The organism is Caldisericum sp., assembly GCA_022759145.1.
GTDB lineage: Bacteria > Caldisericota > Caldisericia > Caldisericales > Caldisericaceae > Caldisericum.
Genome location: JAEMPV010000048.1, coordinates 47,760 through 65,609, shown reverse-complemented (window position 1 = coordinate 65,609; position 17,850 = coordinate 47,760). Strand labels below are relative to the sequence as shown.

Genomic DNA, 17,850 nt, shown 5'->3' with positions numbered 1-17,850 from the left:
TATGGTAAAATATAAAGATTAGAAAAAATTTTAGTAATGGAGGTAATTATGGCAAAATGGGTTTATGATTTTGAAGAAGGTAGCGAAAAAATGCGAAACCTTCTTGGCGGTAAAGGAGCAGGACTTGCTGAAATGACAAGAATTGGACTTCCTGTTCCACCAGGTTTTACAATTACAACAGAAGCTTGCAAAGACTATCAGAAGAAAGGCTACATAAGCGAGGAGATTAAGCAAGAAGTACTAGAGCACCTAAGAAAACTTGAACAAAAAACCGGAAAGAAATTTGGAGATCCCGAGAATCCTCTTCTTGTCTCAGTTAGATCTGGAGCACCCGTTTCTATGCCAGGAATGATGGACACAATTCTTAACCTTGGGCTTAATGACGAGGCGGTTGAAGGATTAAAGAAGCTTACCCAGAATGGTAGATTTGCTTATGATAGTTACAGAAGGTTCATTCAGATGTTTGGTGATGTTGTAATGGGTGTTCCGCATGAGGAGTTCGAGAAGATCCTTTCGGCACACAAAGAAAAACACGGATTTACTTCAGATGTGGAACTTACAGAGGATGTTCTAAAAGAAGTAATAGCAGATTACAAGAAGCTCTATAAAGAACATACTGGAAAAGATTTCCCTCAGGATCCAATGGAGCAGTTGTTCCTTGCAATAGAAGCAGTTTTCAAATCATGGAACAATCCAAGAGCTATTACTTATAGAATGCTTAATAAGATTCCAGATGATTTAGGTACAGCTGTAAATATCGTTATGATGGTCTTCGGCAATATGGGCAACGATTCAGCAACTGGAGTTGCCTTCACAAGGAATCCCTCTACTGGTGAGAAAAAACTTTACGGCGAGTATCTTGTAAACGCACAGGGAGAAGATGTTGTTGCAGGAATTAGAACGCCAAAACAGATAGACGAACTTGCAAATGAAATGCCCCAAACCTATCAAGAACTTCTAAGAGTAGCAGATATTCTTGAGCATCACTATAGAGACATGCAAGACATGGAGTTCACGATCGAAAAAGGGAAGCTCTACATGCTTCAGACTCGTTCAGGCAAGAGAACTGCGCGTGCTGCCGTAAAAATTGCAGTTGACATGGTAAAGGAAGGACTCATAACAAAAGAAGAAGCAATCTTAAGAGTTTCAACTGACCAAATTGACCAGTTACTACATAAGATGATAGATCCAAAGGCAGAAGTAAAGGTTATTGCAAAAGGTTTGCCTGCATCCCCAGGTGCTGCCTCTGGTAAAGTTGTATTTGATGTAAAAGAAGCTGCCGAAAGAGGTAAGAAGGGTGAGCCAGTAATCCTGGTAAGACCTGAGACAACTCCAGAAGACTTGGAAGGAATGGCGCACTCACAGGGCATTCTTACAACTCGTGGAGGAATGACCGCTCATGCAGCAGTCGTTGCAAGAGGAATGGGTATTCCATGTATCGTCGGTGCAGAGTCAATAAAACTTGACCTTGAAAACAAGTTATTCACAGTAAATGGAGTTACCGTAAAAGAAAATGATATTATAACTATTGACGGAACAACAGGAAATGTTATTCTTGGCGAAGTACCTATGGTTGAGCCAGAATTAAGCGGTGAGTTCGAAGAATTCTTAAAGATGGCTGATGAGTTAAGAAAACTTGGAGTAAAAGCAAACGCAAATACCCCCGAAGAAGCAAGAAGAGCAAGATATTATGGAGCAGAGGGAGTCGGACTCTGTAGAACTGAAAGAATGTTCCTTCAACCAGACAGACTTCCTATAATGCAGGATATGATTATTGCAGAAACACCAGAGGAGCGTAGAGAACACTTAAGTAAACTTGAGCCACTTCAAAAGAAAGACTTCTATGAAATTCTTAAAGAAATGGACGGGTATCCAGTAATTATAAGGCTTCTTGATCCTCCGTTGCACGAGTTCTTACCTCAAAGAGAAAGACTTGAGAAAGAAATCGAAGAATTGAGACAAACAAATGGAGACCCAGAACTCCTTAAGAAAAAAGAAAGACAATTAAAGAGGTCAAAAGAACTTGCAGAGTTTAACCCGATGATTGGTTTCAGAGGTTGTAGGGTTGGTATAATTTTCCCAGAAATCTATGAAATGCAAACACAGGCAATTGTCGATGCCGCAATTCAACTAAAAAAGGAAGGTTTTGATCCAAAACCAAAAATTATGCTTCCTCTAATTGGACATGTAAATGAAATGAAAATTCTTCGTGAAAAAGTAGAAAAGATAGTAAAAGAAAAGCTTGCCGAAGCAGGGTTAAATACAAAGATAGAGATCGGGACAATGGTTGAAGTTCCAAGAGCAGCCTTAACAGCTGACCAAATCGCACAATATGCTGATTTCTTCTCATACGGGACTAATGACTTAACGCAGACAACTTTTGCCTACAGTAGAGACGATGCAGAAGGAACATTCTTGCCATACTACCTTGAACATAAAATCCTTGAAAAAGACCCATTTATGACAATAGATAGAGATGGTGTTGGAAAACTTGTTCGTATTGGTGTTGTTTTAGGAAGACATACAAATCCATCACTTGAAATTGGAGTTTGTGGAGAACACGGTGGTGATCCAGAATCTATTGAATTCTTCCACTACGCAGGACTTGATTATGTAAGTTGCTCACCTTTCAGAGTACCTATCGCAAGACTCGCAGCAGCACAGGTTGCAGTTAAAGAAAAAGGGAAATCCGTTTTTATCGATAAGTGATTAGGGAAGAATACGAAGAATTAGAAGAAAGACTGCTCTCCCCACTTGCAACTCTAAGTAAAAACTCAAAGGGGAGAGCAGTCCCCGAAGAAAAAGATCCTTATAGAACAGATTTTCAAAGGGATGTTGATAGGATAATTTACTCTAAAGCGTTTAGACGACTTCAATATAAAACACAGGTCTTTATAGCCCCAAAAGGAGACCATTATAGGAATCGACTCACACATACTCTTGAAGTAATGGCCATTTCAAGATCCATCTCTCGATCCCTCCGACTTAATCCTGATTTAACAGAAGCGATAGCAGTAGGACATGACCTTGGACATTCACCATTCGGACATGCAGGAGAAGAGGCTTTAAACAATAAGGTAAAAGAATATTTCTCTGACATGCAATTTGTTCATACGGAACAGAGCTTAAGAGTTGTAGATTTACTTGAAAAGCGAACAAGATCTGACGGTAACGAAGTTTTTGGATTAAATCTTACTTATGAGGTTCGAGAAGGAATAGCTAAACATAGCAAAGGACTGAAAGACTTAAAAGACTTTTCGACAGATGCACTCCCGTCAACACTTGAAGGACAAGTGGTAAGGCTTTCTGATAGAATTGCATATCTTCACCATGACCTTGATGACGCAATACGTGCTAAAATTGTAAAAGAAAATGATGTGCCAAAGTTCGTTAAAAATATTCTTGGAGATAATAATAGTAAAAGGCTCTCGACTCTCATTCTAAATGTTATAGAAGAGAGCAGAAACAAAAAAAGAATAACTATTTCCGAGGAAGTCGAAAAGGCAATGGACGAGTGGAAAAACTTCCTTACTGAGAAAGTGTATGTAGGTTCAGAGCCAAAGAAAGAGGAGGAAAAAGTAAAGATAATAATAAGTTTTCTATTTGATTATTATATGGAGAATATACAGAAAATAAAAGATTATCTGTACTCCCATCCTATTATTTTGCAAACAAAAGATCCGGTTAGCTATTTAAAAGAAAATAAAAGAGAGCAAGTTCGAGTCATTGCTGACTATATATCCTCTATGACCGATCGATTTGCAATCGAATTAGTCCAAAGTATTATGTTTCCCAATCCAATATCATAGAAAATTTTTCTCAAAATCAAAAATTTTTTAAAAGGAAATTATACCCTATTTCCCGTATTTATATTTGATGAAAGACCTTAGGGAAGTTGTAGAAGAAATTCATAATAAAATTGATATTGTTGAATTTATTGGTAGATATGTTAAACTTAAAAAACAGGGCTCAAACTATGTTGGTTTGTGTCCGTTTCATCAAGAAAAGACGCCTTCTTTTACTGTAAGCCCTTCAAAACAACTCTATCACTGTTTTGGCTGTGGTGCAAGCGGCGACATCGTTACATTTCTTATGAGGATTGAAAACCTTACTTTTAAGGACGCTATTAATCAACTTGCTAAAGAAGCAGGCATTGAGGTTCCTGAGTTTATCCCTAAAGATAATATTGACAGAGACATTCTTCTTGAAATTAACGAAGAAATTAAAAATTATTTTGTCGAACATCTGAAAGGCTTACCTTACGAATATCTCTTAAAGCGCGGACTTACAGAAGAAAGCATAAAAACCCACCAAATCGGTTTTATAGGAGAGGACAATAGAGAGATCTTTCATCACCTCCTTTCAAAAGGATTCAAAAAGGAAGACATACTCAGAACTGGGAATTTTAGAATTGACAATGCAGGCAATGTAGTCTCTTATTTCTACAATAGAATAATGATACCAATTTTTGACCTCAGCGGAAAAGTTGTCGGTTTTAGCGGAAGAAGTTTTTCAGGTCAAGAACCAAAATATCTAAACTCAATTGACTCACCTATCTTTAAAAAGGGCGAAGTACTTTACCTAATGAATTTGTCAAAGGAGTATATAAGAGAGACTAAAGAAGCGATAGTAGTGGAAGGTTATTTTGATGCAATTGCCTTATTTGAAAACGGAATAAAAAATGTCGTTTCTACAATGGGAACATCCTTTACAGAACAACATGCTCGTCTTTTAAAAAGATTTGCTTCCAAAATATATTTCTTCTTCGATAATGACCTTGGAGGAAGAAGCGGAGCAGAAAGGGCAGTTGAAATTTGCAACAAAGTTGAATTAACTCCCCTTGTAATCACAAGCAATAGTAATCTTGACCCAGATGAAATTATTCTTAAATATGGAAAAGATGCAGTTATAGAAATGCTTAAGAGTGCAAAAGACCCTGTCCTATTTATCCTCGATTTTGAATTATCAAAAACAGATGGAACTCTTGCTTCCAAAAATGCTGCTATACAGAAAGTCATTGAAACTGTTTCTAAAATTGAGAGTAAGACTCTCGTTTACGAATATCTAAAAATTATTTCTCTCAAAACCAAGATTGAAGAGAGATTTTTAATTGATGCATATAATAAATATACAACAAAATCGAAAGATAGCTCAAAAAAAGACTTGCTAAGTCTTACCCCGAAACTTAAGAACAAAATTCTTCAAATCCAGGAAGTTTTTGCGCAGGCTATACTACAGGGAAGCCCTTTAACTGAAGACATTCTAAAACTCTGTCCTGTTTCAGATTTTGAGGAACCGTATAAAAAAATTGTGCTAAAAGCCCTGGAAGACTTAGATAGAGGTATTAACCCAAATCCAGCAAATTGGTTAGAACTCGACACTGAAACATATAATAAAGCGGTAGAATTATATTTTAAGGACGAGTATCTTGCAAGAGACGAATCAGTGAGGGAGCACATTGAGTCGTATAAGGATATAAAAGATTACGAGCAAAAACTAGACGAATTATACAATGAGATTCAAATGCTTGACGGAGAAGAAAAACTTGAAAAAATAAAAGTTTTTAACAAATTAATTAAAGAATATAAAGGAAGGTGAGATCATGCAAGAAAAAGACATTTCTTTGCAACTAATTAAAAATTACCTTAAGAAGTTGAAAGACTTAAGCAAGGACGAAAAAGAAGTGGTCCGTAAACTTATCGAACGTGGTAGGGTTACTGGTTTTCTCTCATACGAGGAAATCGCAGACGCTTTGGAAAGGATGCCACTTACAGAGGACGAAATAGATGAAATGTTTATACTTCTTCAAAAACTTAAGGTTAAATTTGGAGACAAAGAAAGACTTGAAAAGATCAAAGGAAAACTAAGCAGAAAAGCAGTAGAAGAGGTAGAAATTACAGAGCTTAAAAATCCAATACAATCTTATCTTGCAACAATTGGATCTGTTGACCTTTTAACCCCAGAAGAAGAAATGGAACTTGCAAAAAAGATAGCACACGGAACAGAAGAAGAAAAGAAATGGGCAAAAGAAAAACTATTGAGAGCAAACTTAAGGCTTGTAGTAAGTATTGCAAAGCGCTACACAGGACATGGTCTTTCGTTCCTTGATCTTATCCAAGAAGGAAACCTCGGACTTATTCGTGCGGCAGAGAAGTTTGACTACAGAAAAGGATTTAGGTTTTCAACATATGCAACCTGGTGGATAAGACAGGCTATCACAAGGGCATTGGCAGATCAATCAAGACTAATAAGAGTTCCCGTTCATATGGTTGATAGCATAAATAAAATTGAGAAGGCTTCAAAAGAACTTATGCAAGAATTAGGAAGAGAGCCTACTTATAAAGAGATTGCAGAAAGAACTGGCATTTCCGAAAAAAAGATAAGCAAATATTTGAGGCTTGCACAACAACCACTTTCACTTGAAATGCCTGTAGGCGATGAAGAAGAAAGCAGATTGGAGAATTTCATTGAGGATAACAGACACCTTACGCCGGAAGGAGAAAGTTTAAATCAATACTATAAAGAACAGATAGAAAAGGTTTTAAATAAACTCACACCTCGTGAAAGAGAAATACTGAAATACAGAATGGGTCTTGATGGAGAATACCCTCATACTCTTGAAGAAGTAGGTACCATTTTTGGAGTAACAAGGGAGAGAATAAGACAGGTTGAGGCAAAAGCAAAGCGAAAACTTTCTCAATACCTTAAACAATTAGAAAAAGAAGAAGGGACTCTCGAAGAAGAGAATCCCGAAGATGAAGGCGGAGAAGAAGAGCCTTAGAATATTAGGATTCGACAAGAATTTTAATAATGTTTTTAACTACTTCCTTCGCTTTCTCCATTGCCTGGATAGAAACAAACTCGTATATGCTATGATAGTTATATCCACCTGAGAAAATATTTGGTGTAGGAATTCCCATATATGTTAGCCTTGCACCATCTGTACCACCACGAATTGGTTTTGTTTTGAATTCAATTCCAGACATTTCGAATGCTTTTTTTGCAATATCTACAATCTGTGGGTTCTTTTCAATTATCTCTCTCATATTATAGTACTGGTCTTTAATTTCAATTGAAACAGTTCCTTCGCCATATTTATCATTTATGAAATTCGCAATGTTTTCAGCAAAGTACTTTCTTGTTTGGAACTTATTCTTATCGTGATCCCTTATTATAGCCTTTAAATTCACCTCTTCTACGCCTCCGTTTATCTCATAGAAGTGATAAAAGCCTTCGTATCCTGAGGTTGCTTCTGGAGTCTCAAGTGGAGGGAAGAGGAACATCAATTCTTGGGCAATCTTAATAGCATTTTTCATTGCGCCTTTAGCAGTTCCAGGATGTGTATTAATACCGTGGATCTTGTATCTTAAGGACGCCGCATTGAAGTTCTCGAACTCGAACAAACCGTATCCTTCACCGTCAAGCGTATATGCAAAGTCGGGTTTAAAAGCGGATAGGTCAATCTTATCAACACCTCTTCCTACTTCTTCGTCAGGTGTAAATGCTATATAGATATCACCATGAGGTAAGTTTCCTTCGATTATTTCTTTTATTGCCTGTATTATTTCTACAACTCCTGCTTTGTCATCTGCTCCAAGCAAGGTTGTTCCATCAGTAACAATTAGATCATGCCCAACAAATTCTTTAAGAACAGGAAATTTTTCTTTTGAAAGAACAATATTTTTTTCTTTATTCAGAAGAATATCGTTGCCATCGTAATTCTCAACAATTCTTGGGTTTACATTTTCACCGCTTACTTCTGGAGATGTGTCCATATGAGCAAGGAATCCAACTTTAGGAATAGCGCGCTCAACATTTGCAGGAATGTAGGCATACACATAACCAAATTCGCTTAAAGTTGCCTGAATACCTATTTTTTCAAGGTCTTCCTTAATTATTTTCGCAAGCTCAATTTGCCCTTCTGTGCTTGGAAAAGTTTCAGAGTCCTCTTTTGATTGTGTGTTCACTTTAGCATACTTTATAAACCTTTCAATCATTTCTTCCATAGTTCACCTCTTAGAAATTATACCAAAAGATGTATAATATAGAAACTATATACTATATTAGGAGGTTAAATTATGGCACAATTTCATATTAGATGTGAAAGTGAGGATATCTCACCTTATGTAATCCTCGTTGGGAACCCCCAAAGAGCAGAGAAGATGTCTCATCTTCTTGAAAATCCAAAACTTGTTAACGAGTATAGACTTCTCTATGTTTATACAGGTTACTACAAGGGAGAAAGAATAACAATAGCAACAACAGGAATGGGTGCTCCTTCTACTGCAATAGTTTTAGAGGAGCTTATTAACCTTGGTGGTAAAGTTTTCATAAGAGTGGGATCTGCAGGCGGAATTGATCCTAACCTCAATGTTGGTGATGTTGTTGTTGCAACAGGAAGCATTAGAGACGATGGAACAACTCCAAATTATCTAAGGACTACATTTCCTGCAGTTGCAGATTTTGATATAACAAAAACCATTATTGAAGTAGGTAAAGAAATAAAACCTAATTTAGCATATGGTGTCGTTATTTCTGAAGATGCTTTTTATATTCCTTATTCTGACGAGGAGATGGAGAAATTCGTTAAGGCAAAAGTTAAAGCAATAGAAATGGAGAGTGGCTGTGTATTTATTGTGAGCGCAGCACGTGGCGTGAAGGCAGGTGCACTATTTGCTTTAGATGGAAATGTGTATTTGAAATCTGTAAAGCCTTTTGGTGCAGAGGAACTTTTTAAGAAAGCAGAAGAAGATGCAATAAAAATTGGTTTAGAAGCAATTTACAAGCTCTCAAAAGAAGGCGTAAAATGAGAATAAGCGATAGAATTCTTACCGCTCTTAAGAATGGCGACCCTATTGTTGCATTGGAAACTACAATTGTTACTCATGGAATGCCATATCCACAAAATGTTGAAACAGCCATATCCGTTGAAAAAACTGTAATAGAAACTGGTGCCACACCTGCAACAATTGGTATCCTTGATGGAGTAATAATTATTGGCTTAAGTCCTGACGAAATTGAAGCCTTAGCAAAAAAGGAAACTGTTCTGAAGGTTTCGACTCGTGAAATACCTCTTGCAGTTGCACAAGGTCTTTCTGCAGGAACCACAGTATCTGCTACATCTTTTCTTGCTGAAAAAGCAGATATAAAAGTTTTTGCAACTGGAGGTATAGGTGGTGTTCACCGAGAAGTAAATGAGACCTTTGATATCTCAAGAGACCTTGATGAACTTGCGGAGAGGAATATTGCCGTAGTTTCAAGTGGTGTGAAATCAATTCTTGATGTCCAAAAAACTATTGAGTATTTAGAGACAAAAGGCGTGCTTGTTTTGGGCTACAAGACAAACGAATTCCCTACATTTTATTCAAGAAAAAGTGGTTTGAAGATTGATCCAGTAGATGAGAGCGTTGTTGCAAAAGTTCTTAGGATAAAGAATATATATGGCATAAAAGGTGCAATTCTCGTTGCAAACCCGATACCTGAGAAATATGAGATTCCATATGAAACCATGGAAAGGTGGATTAATAACGCACTGTTGGAATTAAAGAAAAACAAAATTACAGGCAAAGGCGTAACACCTTTTCTTCTCTCTAAAATTTTTGAATTGAGTGAAGGAAAGTCATTAGAAGCAAATATCGCACTCATTAAAAATAATGCATATGTTGCAAGTTTAATTGCAAAAGAAATCGCCTCAAATGGACTGGACTAAAGAATATTTTGACGATGTTTATTTAAAATATTTTCTTTTACCTCAAAACGAAGAAAGAACTAAAGAGCAGGTTAACTTTGTTGAAAAGTTTTTGCTTCCTAATTCATATGTGCTTGACGCTGGCTGTGGTATAGGAAGACACTCAATAGAACTTGCAAAAAGAGGATATAGAGTTTTAGGTATTGATTCAAGCCCTCTTTATATAAAATTTGCAGAAGATTTCAAAAATGCCCTAAATCTTGAAAATTTGGATTTCAAACTCGTGGATATGAGAGAACTTGCTTTTAAAGATTCTTTCGACGCTGTAATAAATATGTGGTCTTCCTTTGGCTACTTTGATGACGATACAAATGAAAAAATCGTTTCAAATTTCTATAATGCACTAAAAAAGGGCGGAGCCCTCATAATTGACATTGAAAATCGGGACTATATACTCAAATATTTTATTCGAGAAACTTTTAAAGAAAAGGAAGATGGTGTATTTATACTTGAACGTAGAAAATTTAATCCAGTTACATCCGTTGTATCTACCCATCGATATATTGTAGGTCCCAATCTAAGGAAAGATTATATAAGACACATACGTATCTATTCTCTCACTGAAATGATAAACCTATTTAAGAAATTTGCTTTTAAGAATATAGAATACTACGGCAATTACGATTTCGAAAAATTTCATATAGACTCTGAACGCATTATCATTATTGGCAGAAAGTAGGACAAATAAACTTGAATTTTCATAAAATTGTATTATAATATTACCGCCTTAGTAATAATTGAAAATGAAAAGAGGGTAAAGTGATACTTACAACACTTGAAGGTTATGCTATAAAATCGTTAATATACATTGCAAGCAAAAAAGATAGACGCGCAACCGTGAGCGAGATTGCGCACAATAATAATGTTTCGTTCCCCTATATCCTGAGGATTTGCTCTATGTTAAGAGAACATCATATTCTTGAAAGCGAAAAAGGAAGAAGCGGCGGATATACACTTGCAAGAGACCCAAAAGATATTACTGTGCGTGAAATAATAGAAGCCGTAGGAAGACAAAGTATTGAAGTTAAGTGTGAATTTGGTAAGAAAACCCTCAAGTGCAAACCTACAGAGTGCATTTCTATGCAATCGCTTGAATATCTTAAAGAAAGATTAGACGAATTTTTACAAAATATAACGCTTGAAGATTTAATAGAAAGGAGAGCAAAGTATGGCACTTTTACAAACACAGGTAATTGATGTCCTTAAAACAACCTATGTCCCTAAACTGAAAAAATTACTTTTAAACATTGGAAGCATTGATGGGGTAGAAGTAATTGGAAACAAAGTAAACATAGCGCTTCGATTAACTCCAATTGATGAAGAAACGCTAAACGAATTGAAACAGGTTATCACAAAAAGGCTTACGCAACTTGGAGCAGAGGTAGTTGAGTTTGAAATAACTTTCAAGGAAACTCCTAAAATAAAGCACATAATTGCGGTTGGCTCAGGAAAAGGCGGGGTAGGAAAGTCAACCGTTACAACAAACCTTGCAGTAGCACTTGCTAACCTTGGTTATAAGGTAGGAATAATGGATGCGGATGTATATGGACCTAATATTCCAAAGATGTTTGGTGTAGAACAAGAATTGCCAAGAGTAACTGAAAATAGGAAAATGGTTCCGATCGAAAAATTTGGTGTAAAGCTTATTTCTATTGGTTTTCTCCTTGAGGATCCATCAACACCTGTTATATGGAGGGGACCACTTGTAACTAAGGCTTTGGAACAATTATACGAGGATGTTGAGTGGGGAGAGTTGGACTTTCTTTTAATTGATTTACCTCCAGGAACAGGAGACGTTGCACTTACAGTTGCTCAAACTTTACCAACACATTACGGCATAATCGTTACAACACCACAAAGTGTATCGGTACTTGATGCATCTAAAGCATTAAATATGTTTAAGCAAATGAATATAGAAGTACTTGGAGTAATTGAGAATATGGCATATTTTAAGTGTCCACACTGTGGAGCAAAAACGGAAATCTTCGGAGCGGGGGGAGGTAAGAAGCTTGCAGAATCAGCGGGTGTGCCGTTCCTCGGAAGCGTCCCTCTCGAGGTGCAGGTAAGAGAAGGCGGAGACGTAGGCATTCCTTCTTTCTACATAGAGGGTAATAGTGAAGTAAAAGAAGCATTCACTATTATTGCAAACGAAGTAATAAACAAACTAAAATGACTATTTGAAATTCCCCCATTTTCTGCTATTCTATAATAGATAATGGGAGAAGAAACCGAAGTAATACGACTAAAGAACCCTAAGAATATATTAAAGGTTACTGGTGTATTAGATGAAAACTTCAGGGTAATCGAAAAAAATTTAAATGTAAAGATTACCCTGAGGGACGAAAAATTATATATAAGTGGCGAAAAAGAGAATGTTCAATTAACGAAAAAGATTCTAAAAGAAATAGAACAACTTGTAGAGAAGAAATATCCATTTTCCATTCAAGAGGTAATTTATTCAACAAAAATAAAAGACGGGAATTTCCTTAAAGAACTTCCCGAAAGCCAAATTATCGAAGACATAAAAGGAAGGGGTATAACCCCTAAGACACTTGGACAGAAAAAATTTATAGAGGCAGTAAACAAAAGCGATATCACCTTTGTAATAGGACCAGCAGGAACCGGAAAGACCTATTTGTCAGTTGCAATTGCAGTTAAGTATCTTCTTTCAAATAAAGTTTCTCGAATAATACTTACAAGACCTGTTGTTGAGGTAGGAGAAAAAATAGGGTACTTACCGGGAGACATTCAACAAAAAGTTGATCCATATTTTAGACCAATATACGATGCTCTTTTCGAATTCTTGGGACAGGAAAAAACTCAAAAACTCATCAACAATAAAACAATAGAAATAGCACCTCTTGCTTTTATGAGAGGAAGAACTCTTAATGACGCTTTTATAATTATGGACGAAGCACAAAATACAACATTTTCTCAAATGAAAATGTTTCTTACAAGACTTGGAATAGGCTCTAAGATGGTTATAACTGGAGACTTAACGCAAAGCGACTTACTTGCAAGCCAGGGGCGAAATGGATTGGAGGTTGCAATTGATATTCTGAGAAATGTCGAAGGAATTGAGTTTGTTTTTCTTGATATAAATGATATTGTAAGGCACACCCTTGTCCAAAAAATTATCAATGCTTATGAAAAATTTGAAAATAAAACGAAGAATAGCAACGGGGCTTAAGGAAACATTTGTCTCTATAACCCTTGAGAAGAAGCTTTTTGCTGTGCTCCTTGTATTCTTTCTTACTTTAAATTATCTTTTACTATTCTTATCTATCAGAAACCAAATAAATATTGCCGTTAATGAGCCAGCTCCACAGGATATAATCGTTCCTGCGACTATATCATATATTGATGAAGCAAAAACCGCTCAGGCAATAGAAAATGCAAAAAAATCAGTCATGCCGTTATACACATATGATTCAAATGTAGAGATTAAAGTTCAAAACAGGATAGTTAACTTATTTAATGAAATACTTGCTATAAAAGAGGATTCCTCAAAAACAAAAAATGAAAAGGTAGCTTCTTTAAAGCAAATTTTTGACAACGATTCAGAACTTGCAAATTATGTCCTTGAGTTAAGCAAAGACAGATTGCTTTTCATAAAAAATTTTTTATTAAACGAGTTTAACAATCTTTATAAAAAAGGGATAAGAGATTCTGAGATAAATGATGCTTTTGATACAATCAATAAGGACATTAATTCTTTAAAACTTTCGGATGCAGAGAAAACCCTAACTTTATGGATTTCAAGAAAGTTTATTGAACCGAACTTTGTTTACGATGAAGAGGCAACAAACAAAGCAATTCAAGAGGCAATTAAAAAAGTAAAACCGGTAGAGGTAGTCCTTCAAGAAGGAACAAAAATTATAGAAAAAGGCCACATAATAACCAAAGATGATATTACGATGCTACAGAAAATCGGAATCTATAAAACCATTACCATTTATAATATAATTCTTTTGGCATTTCTTGCTTTATTGGAATCTGTAACAGCATTTATTATTCTTTCCAGGAAGAAAAATGTCCCAAAGAAAACTTCTGAGTTTTTATTAATTGTCTCTATCTTTTCTTTCCTTTCCTTCTTTATCTCATCATTCTCAATCTATTTAATATTGGTTCCTCTATTCTTGATCGTATTTAATGAATTTTTCGAATTAAAGGACTTGTTACTATCATCTTTTGTATTTATATTGATTCTTTTGCCGTTTCTAACTCAACCTCTTTTCGTGATAATAATATTCTCAGTTACATCTCTCTTAATTGTTTACTACATAAACAAAACGAAAAAGATTGCAAGTTATATTATTTCAAGCGCAATAGGCGGATTTTTTGTGGGAATTACAGTATTTTTTATGGGAAAAACTTTTTCTTTGGCAACGCAACCATCTTTCATAAACAGCCTATTTTCATTTTTGAACTTTTTACTTTCGGTACCAATTGCAATAGTAATTATATATATTTTCGAACACATTTTTAACGAAGCAACTCTTTTAAGGCTTTTAGAGTTAAACGATTTGAACACACCGCTTTTGAAGGAAATGTCAGTTAAGGCACCTGGAACTTTTGCACACAGTATTGCTGTTGCAAATATTTCTTCTCAGGCTGCAGAGGCAATAAACGCAAACTCGCTCCTTGTAAGAGTGGGGGCATTGTATCACGACATTGGTAAGCTACTTTATCCTTACTATTTCACTGAAAACCAATCGGATGTTCCAAACATTCACAATACGATTTCACCAAGCCTCAGTAAAGTAATTATTCTAAACCACGTAAAGGATGGAATTGAACTAGGTAAAAGATACAGGCTGCCTGATGACATAATTCATTTTATCGAGACTCACCATGGGAAAAGTGTAATGATGTACTTTTATTTAAAAGCAAAAGAAATTGACCCTAATGTTACAATGGATGATTTCAGATACCCCGGTCCACTACCGGATACCAAAGAAACTGTTATAGTTTCGCTTGCCGATGCAGTAGAAGCGGCTTCAAAAAGTCTGGATAAAGAAGAACTCGAATATAGGAAAATAGAGGAACTCGTTAATAGACTAATTGAGGACAGAATAAAACAAGGAGAGCTTTCTGAGGCTGATATTACCTTTGCCGAACTTGAAAAGGTAAAGAACTCATTTGTAAAAAGTCTCATTTCTATGTATCATAAAAGAGAGAGGTATCCGAATGGAAAGTAAGGTTAAATTAGAATGTAGCAGTAAATTGAAAAAATACAAGGTAAATAAAAGTGCGTTAAAAAATATAATTAAAATGATTGTAGAGGAATTAGGCATAAAAGAAAATGTCTCTATAAGTTTTGCAATTCTTTCTAAACCTGAGATTCAAAAATTAAACAAACTTTACAGAAAAATTGATAAGCCGACGAATGTACTTTCCTTTCTTATCGATTACGAAGAAGGCAAAAGACTCTATGGAGAGATACTCATTTGTCCAGAAGTTGTCTTAGAACAATCAAAAAAACTAGGGAATAACTTTAACGACTATTTTATCCTTCTGTTCATTCATGGAATTTTGCACCTTCTCGGATATGACCACGAAAAAGAGAAGGATAGACTTATTATGGAAGAAAAGGAAGAAGAACTGCTAAATAAGATTCTTCAAAATCTTAAAAGGCAGGTGATTGAACTTTGTCTTCGTTAGGCGTGAGTACTTTAATCGTAATTCTTCTTTTGTTTATTTCAGCAGTTTTCACAATGCTTGAATCAGCGATGTTTAATTCTTCGCTTCTTCGCATACAAACTTATGCTAAAAAGAATTTCCTTTATAAACTAATTCTTGAGCATAAAAGGAAACCCGAAAGTTTTATAAGTGCAGTCGTTATTGGAAATAACTTTGTAAATTTCCTGATATCTGCCTTAATTACAAATATTGCAATAATGTACTCAAAGAACTACGCTCTTTCAAACGAACTCATAGTTCTAATAGCAACGATTATAACGACACTACTTGTAGTGATCTTTGGTGAAACTGTCCCGAAAACTATTGGGAGTTCAATTCCAGAAAAAAGCCTAAGTTTTTCTTTTGCTATATTCCTTCCTTTTTATTATTTAATAAAACCTTTTGCGTATATCCTTTCAAAAGTTTCCCAGTTTGTTCTTTTAATTTTAGGCATTAGAGCAGAAGAAAAGAAGTTCTTTGCATCAGAAGATGAAGTCCTATCTATGATCGAGATTGGGAAAAAGGAAGGGATAATTGAACGAGAAGAAGAGAAAATGATATATTCAATTTTCGAATTTGGTGACACTATTGTAAAAGAAATAATGACTCCTCGCGTAGACATTGTTGCAATAGATATCGAATCTGAAATTGATGAAACACTTGACACCATAACAAAAAGCGGTCACTCAAGATTCCCTGTATATGAAGAAAAGATTGACAATGTGATAGGTATTCTTTATGTGAAGGATCTTCTAAAAATTATCGCAAAAAAAGAAAAAATCGATCTTAAGAAAATCTTGCGTACACCTTTGTTTGTTCCTGAGACAAAAAGAGTAGATGAGTTGTTTAAGGAGATGCAAAAGAATAAAATTCAGATAGCGCTTGTTTTTGACGAATATGGAGGAATTTCCGGTCTTGTAACAATTGAGGATATATTGGAAGAAATCGTTGGAGAGATACAGGACGAGTTTGACATTGAGGAAAAACCAGTCCAAAGATTGGGAGAAAATGCATATCTTGTGTCGGGTGCTTTTAATATTGATGACTTCAATGAAATGTTTAATGTAAATCTCTCAGGGGAAGAGGCATCTACTATAGGGGGTCTTCTCTTAGAACATTTTGGAAGGCTTCCAAATCCGGGCGAAGAGATTATAATAGAGAATATCAAGTTTATCGTAAGCAAGGTTAGAAATAGAAGAATAGTCCAGGTAAAGGCTATTTTTCTTGAAAATAAGAAAGAAGGTGAGGAAGAAAATGGACAAGAACGAGGTGATTAAACAAGCAATAGAAGCAATGGAGAACGCTTATGCACCTTACTCAAAGTTCAAGGTAGGTGCAGCGTTACTTACCAAAAGTGGTAAAATTTACACGGGTTGCAATATCGAAAATTCAAGTTATGGTGCAAGTGTATGCGCCGAGAGAGTTGCAATTTTTAAAGCAGTAAGCGAAGGAGAGCATGATTTTGAGCTTTTGGTTGTTGCAACAAAAACCGAAGAGCCATCACCACCGTGCGGAATTTGCAGGCAAGTAATATCTGAGTTTTCCAATGATTTACCAATAATGCTTGTAAACGACAAAGGCTCAATTATTGAAACGAACATAAACAAACTTCTTCCGTTTCCATTTTTAAAAGAAAGGTTGGATGGGAGGTAAAAATGAGAAAGTATTATCTTTTTGCAAATTGGAAGATGCATAAGACTGTAAAAGAAGCACTTGAATACGCAAATTATTTGAAAGGAGAAGTAGAATTTAATGAAAATGTTGAGATGGGCGTATTTCCACCTTTCACTGCAATTGAAAGTTTCTCAAAAGCAATTTCTAACTCTCCGGTAAAAGTAGGCGCACAAAATATGCACTATGAAGAAAAAGGGGCTTTTACAGGTGAAATTTCCCCAATAATGCTAAATGAGTTTGGAGTTCAGTATGTGTTAATAGGGCATTCTGAACGAAGGCATATATTCAAAGAAGATAACGAAATAATAAACAAAAAAGTTTTATCTGCTATTTCTCACGGACTAACTCCAGTTCTTTGTGTAGGCGAAACTCTTGAAGAAAGGCAATCAAACAAAACTGAGACCGTGATAAAGGAACAATTAGAGAAAGGGCTTAAAGGTGTGAGTTCTACAAACTTTATCATTGCTTACGAGCCTGTATGGGCAATTGGAACAGGAGTAAATGCAACACCAGAACAAGCAAATGAAGTTCATAAATTTATTAGGAATTATCTTGTTGAACTTTTTAACAATCCTGAGTTCAAAAATGTTTCCATTCTATACGGGGGAAGTATAAAAGTTGATAATTTTGACAGTTTGGCAAACGTTAATGATATTGATGGTGGGTTGGTTGGTGGAGCAAGTCTTGATGCAAAAACATTTACCGAACTATACAGAATTTTAAAAAACGCAAAGTTAAAATAAAGA

General features: G+C 35.5%; 16 protein-coding genes. 15 read left to right on the top strand and 1 reads right to left on the bottom strand.

The window, feature by feature from the left end; genetic code table 11:
- Positions 1 to 48 precede the first annotated feature (48 nt).
- From JHC30_03235 to JHC30_03220, 4 genes are all read left to right on the top strand, one after another.
- Positions 49 to 2,709 carry a pyruvate, phosphate dikinase gene (locus JHC30_03235; protein ID MCI4463166.1) on the top strand — a complete coding sequence of 887 codons (2,661 nt, stop codon included), beginning with the start codon at positions 49 to 51 and terminating at the stop codon, positions 2,707 to 2,709.
- On the top strand, positions 2,706 to 3,809 hold the full coding sequence (locus JHC30_03230; GenBank protein ID MCI4463165.1) for a deoxyguanosinetriphosphate triphosphohydrolase: 1,104 nt from the start codon (positions 2,706 to 2,708) through the stop codon (positions 3,807 to 3,809). Before JHC30_03235 ends, JHC30_03230 begins: the two co-directional genes overlap by 4 nt.
- A 67-nt stretch (positions 3,810 to 3,876) precedes the next feature.
- Positions 3,877 to 5,598, top strand: coding sequence for a DNA primase (gene dnaG, locus JHC30_03225; protein ID MCI4463164.1), 1,722 nt, complete (start codon positions 3,877 to 3,879; stop codon positions 5,596 to 5,598).
- 4 nt (positions 5,599 to 5,602) lie between these two features.
- Positions 5,603 to 6,781 carry a sigma-70 family RNA polymerase sigma factor gene (locus JHC30_03220; protein MCI4463163.1) on the top strand — a complete coding sequence of 393 codons (1,179 nt, stop codon included), beginning with the start codon at positions 5,603 to 5,605 and terminating at the stop codon, positions 6,779 to 6,781.
- Between the two features lie 4 nt (positions 6,782 to 6,785).
- Here JHC30_03220 and pepT read toward each other — a convergent pair whose 3' ends face one another.
- A complete protein-coding gene (pepT, locus tag JHC30_03215) occupies positions 6,786 to 8,006 on the bottom strand; it encodes a peptidase T (GenBank protein ID MCI4463162.1) in 1,221 nt (406 codons plus the stop codon).
- Between the two features lie 72 nt (positions 8,007 to 8,078).
- On the opposite strand from pepT, the gene JHC30_03210 reads away from it, so the two are divergent.
- The 11 genes from JHC30_03210 (at position 8,079) to JHC30_03160 (ending at position 17,847) form a co-directional block, all read left to right on the top strand.
- Complete coding sequence (locus tag JHC30_03210; protein MCI4463161.1) at positions 8,079 to 8,810, top strand: nucleoside phosphorylase; 732 nt, start codon at positions 8,079 to 8,081, stop codon at positions 8,808 to 8,810.
- Complete coding sequence (locus tag JHC30_03205) at positions 8,807 to 9,709, top strand: pseudouridine-5'-phosphate glycosidase (protein MCI4463160.1); 903 nt, start codon at positions 8,807 to 8,809, stop codon at positions 9,707 to 9,709. Before JHC30_03210 ends, JHC30_03205 begins: the two co-directional genes overlap by 4 nt.
- Positions 9,696 to 10,427: a class I SAM-dependent methyltransferase gene (locus tag JHC30_03200; protein ID MCI4463159.1), complete on the top strand. Its 732-nt coding sequence runs from the start codon at positions 9,696 to 9,698 to the stop codon at positions 10,425 to 10,427. The genes JHC30_03205 and JHC30_03200 overlap by 14 nt, the downstream gene beginning before the upstream one ends.
- A gap of 80 nt (positions 10,428 to 10,507) precedes the next feature.
- On the top strand, positions 10,508 to 10,945 hold the full coding sequence (locus JHC30_03195) for an Rrf2 family transcriptional regulator (GenBank protein MCI4463158.1): 438 nt from the start codon (positions 10,508 to 10,510) through the stop codon (positions 10,943 to 10,945).
- Entirely contained in the window at positions 10,917 to 11,921 is a 1,005-nt protein-coding gene (locus JHC30_03190; GenBank protein MCI4463157.1) for an Mrp/NBP35 family ATP-binding protein, read from the top strand. The genes JHC30_03195 and JHC30_03190 overlap by 29 nt, the downstream gene beginning before the upstream one ends.
- A gap of 42 nt (positions 11,922 to 11,963) precedes the next feature.
- The gene (locus tag JHC30_03185) at positions 11,964 to 12,938 is read left to right on the top strand and encodes a PhoH family protein (protein ID MCI4463156.1); all 975 of its coding nucleotides are present in this window, start codon (positions 11,964 to 11,966) and stop codon (positions 12,936 to 12,938) included.
- The gene (locus JHC30_03180) at positions 12,904 to 14,949 is read left to right on the top strand and encodes an HDIG domain-containing protein (GenBank protein ID MCI4463155.1); all 2,046 of its coding nucleotides are present in this window, start codon (positions 12,904 to 12,906) and stop codon (positions 14,947 to 14,949) included. The genes JHC30_03185 and JHC30_03180 overlap by 35 nt, the downstream gene beginning before the upstream one ends.
- On the top strand, positions 14,939 to 15,412 hold the full coding sequence (gene ybeY, locus JHC30_03175; GenBank protein MCI4463154.1) for an rRNA maturation RNase YbeY: 474 nt from the start codon (positions 14,939 to 14,941) through the stop codon (positions 15,410 to 15,412). The genes JHC30_03180 and ybeY overlap by 11 nt, the downstream gene beginning before the upstream one ends.
- A gap of 2 nt (positions 15,413 to 15,414) precedes the next feature.
- Complete coding sequence (locus JHC30_03170; GenBank protein MCI4463153.1) at positions 15,415 to 16,707, top strand: HlyC/CorC family transporter; 1,293 nt, start codon at positions 15,415 to 15,417, stop codon at positions 16,705 to 16,707.
- Complete coding sequence (cdd, locus tag JHC30_03165) at positions 16,685 to 17,083, top strand: cytidine deaminase (protein ID MCI4463152.1); 399 nt, start codon at positions 16,685 to 16,687, stop codon at positions 17,081 to 17,083. Before JHC30_03170 ends, cdd begins: the two co-directional genes overlap by 23 nt.
- Before the next feature lie 2 nt (positions 17,084 to 17,085).
- A complete protein-coding gene (locus JHC30_03160; GenBank protein ID MCI4463151.1) occupies positions 17,086 to 17,847 on the top strand; it encodes a triose-phosphate isomerase in 762 nt (253 codons plus the stop codon).
- Positions 17,848 to 17,850 lie beyond the last annotated feature (3 nt).

What these genes read in the sequence shown, in the direction of transcription:
- JHC30_03235 (MCI4463166.1), top strand. Translation starts at nt 49, where the DNA reads ATGGCAAAATGGGTTTATGATTTTGAAGAAGGTAGCGAAAAAATGCGA.
- dnaG (MCI4463164.1), top strand. Translation starts at nt 3,877, where the DNA reads ATGAAAGACCTTAGGGAAGTTGTAGAAGAAATTCATAATAAAATTGAT.
- JHC30_03220 (MCI4463163.1), top strand. Translation starts at nt 5,603, where the DNA reads ATGCAAGAAAAAGACATTTCTTTGCAACTAATTAAAAATTACCTTAAG.
- pepT (MCI4463162.1), bottom strand. Translation starts at nt 8,006, where the DNA reads ATGGAAGAAATGATTGAAAGGTTTATAAAGTATGCTAAAGTGAACACA.
- JHC30_03210 (MCI4463161.1), top strand. Translation starts at nt 8,079, where the DNA reads ATGGCACAATTTCATATTAGATGTGAAAGTGAGGATATCTCACCTTAT.
- JHC30_03205 (MCI4463160.1), top strand. Translation starts at nt 8,807, where the DNA reads ATGAGAATAAGCGATAGAATTCTTACCGCTCTTAAGAATGGCGACCCT.
- JHC30_03200 (MCI4463159.1), top strand. Translation starts at nt 9,696, where the DNA reads ATGGACTGGACTAAAGAATATTTTGACGATGTTTATTTAAAATATTTT.
- JHC30_03190 (MCI4463157.1), top strand. Translation starts at nt 10,917, where the DNA reads ATGGCACTTTTACAAACACAGGTAATTGATGTCCTTAAAACAACCTAT.
- JHC30_03185 (MCI4463156.1), top strand. Translation starts at nt 11,964, where the DNA reads ATGGGAGAAGAAACCGAAGTAATACGACTAAAGAACCCTAAGAATATA.
- ybeY (MCI4463154.1), top strand. Translation starts at nt 14,939, where the DNA reads ATGGAAAGTAAGGTTAAATTAGAATGTAGCAGTAAATTGAAAAAATAC.
- cdd (MCI4463152.1), top strand. Translation starts at nt 16,685, where the DNA reads ATGGACAAGAACGAGGTGATTAAACAAGCAATAGAAGCAATGGAGAAC.
- JHC30_03160 (MCI4463151.1), top strand. Translation starts at nt 17,086, where the DNA reads ATGAGAAAGTATTATCTTTTTGCAAATTGGAAGATGCATAAGACTGTA.